The 1931-nt window shown below is 57.3% G+C and carries 2 protein-coding genes and 1 other RNA gene; 1 reads left to right on the top strand and 2 read right to left on the bottom strand.

Annotation, left to right across the window (positions count from 1 at the left end):
* Positions 1-762 (bottom strand): DNA polymerase III subunit gamma/tau (dnaX, locus tag H5U08_RS17205; protein ID WP_297035899.1); only part of this gene is annotated, 762 nt, incomplete at its 3' end.
* A 127-nt stretch (positions 763-889) separates the two neighbouring features.
* Positions 890-988: signal recognition particle sRNA small type (ffs, locus tag H5U08_RS17210), an RNA gene on the bottom strand.
* 377 nt (positions 989-1365) lie between these two features.
* Here ffs and H5U08_RS17215 point away from each other — a divergent pair.
* On the top strand, positions 1366-1931 hold a 566-nt coding region (locus H5U08_RS17215), incomplete at its 3' end, for a sugar phosphate nucleotidyltransferase (protein WP_297035902.1).

A 1931-nucleotide genomic window follows, 5' to 3' on the forward strand; every position in this document is an offset into this window, starting at 1 on the left:
CTCCTTGTCCGCAAAGGCGAGCAACTGTTCGAGAAGGGACTGGGCGTCCCGCATCGATCCGCCCGCCCGCTGCGCCAGCAGTTCCAGAACACCGGCTTCCGCCGCGACATTTTCAGCTTCAAGAATCTGTTTCAAACGGGCAACGATTGTTTGACTCTCGATACCGGCGAAGTCGAACCGCTGGCATCGAGAGAGAATCGTCACCGGCACTTTGTTGGGCTCGGTGGTGCAGAAGATGAATTTGACATGCTCGGGAGGCTCTTCCAGCGTCTTCAGCAACGCGTTGAAAGCCTCCTTGGTGAGCATGTGAACTTCGTCGATGATGTAAATTTTGAACCGGGCCCGGCTCGGACGGACGACGACGTTCTGCCGGAGTTGACGGATCTCTTCAATACCGCGGTTGCTCGCCCCGTCGATCTCCAAGACGTCGATGTCCTCGCCGGCGCTGATGCTGCGGCAAATGTCGCATTCATTACACGGCTCGGTTGTGGGGCCTTTGACACAATTGAGAGCTTTGGAGAAAATCCGCGCCGTGGATGTTTTCCCCACTCCACGAGCACCCGTGAACAGATAAGCGTGGCCAATTCGCCCCGTTTTGATCGCGTTCTTGAGAGCGGTCGCGACGTGTTCCTGGCCGACGAGCTCGTCAAAGGTCTGGGGCCGGTATCGCCGGGCAACGACGAGATAACCGCTGCTGGGCCTGGGTTGCGATTCCGCTACAGACGAAGGGGATTCCTGCTTCTTTCTGGAGCGAGTTGCCATGTTTCCCCGCATTTCCCGCCACGCGGAGACTAGATCCCCTGTACCATATTCTGCCAATCACACAGGGATTATCGGTCTTCGACAATCCCCGGTCGCAAGCCGTGCTTTGCGGGCGACGTGACCGACCCGTGGCGAGAGGCCCACTACACATGGAGATCACTGCTTATGGCTGCTGACTTTCGTCCCTGACCAGGTTCGCAGCTCCCCATTGTAGGGACCTCTCGCCTCGGGCCCGTCATCTGTCCTTATTGTTACGCCGTCTCCCCAGTTAAGTCAAAGGGGACTCCCTCTGATGGGGTGTCCCCCTCTGGCAGAGGCAACTCGCACGGAAAACTTTTTCATGATATTTTTGAATAACCTTGGGTTGATGAGTACGCGGGAATTGGTCGCGATGGTGGGGAGTTACCAGCTTCAACCGCCTGTGAAGAAACCGCAGGATCTCGGACAGGTGCTTTTTTTTTTTTGGACGAAAAACCCAGAAGGTTTTCGAGATACGCCGCCCCGGGGGGTGCAGCAGGTTTGGCCGCCACTCCTGCGGCGCCCGAAAAGCAAACGCAAAATTAAAAGTCGTTAACCTTGTGATCATCAGAGGAGCTTCAGGCCGTGATTCGGAAAGTCGTCATTCTCGCTCGGGGACTCGGGACACGAATGCAGAAGGAGGATCAATCCGTGGCGCTGGACGAGCGGCAAGCTCAGGCCGCTCGACGAGGATTGAAGGCACTCATCCCCCTCGCCAACGGACGGGTCTTTTTGGACTATCTGCTTTCGTCGGTGGCAGATGCGGGCTACAGCGAGGTGTGTCTCGTGGTAGCCCCCGAACATGAGGAACTTCGCCGGCGGTATCAGCAAGAGATGCCCCTTCGGCGATTGAGAATCACGTTTGCGGTCCAGGAGAAGCCGCTAGGCACGGCCAACGCGGTGGCAGCGGCCGAAGAATTTGCCGGCGATGATGATTTCATCATGATTAACTCCGATAACTATTATCCTGTGGCGGCCTTGACCGGTCTCCGCGAGTTGAAGGGTGCCGGAGTGGCGCTTTTTGACCAGGATACCATGCTCGCGCGGAGTAACATCGCGGCGGAGCGCATCAAAGCGTTCGCCGTAGGACTGGTGGAACGCGATGGGCGACTTGTTCGGATTCTGGAAAAACCCACAGCGGACGTACTGAG

It is taken from the genome of Thermogutta sp. (assembly GCF_014359955.1).
In the GTDB taxonomy this organism is placed as follows: domain Bacteria; phylum Planctomycetota; class Planctomycetia; order Pirellulales; family Thermoguttaceae; genus Thermogutta.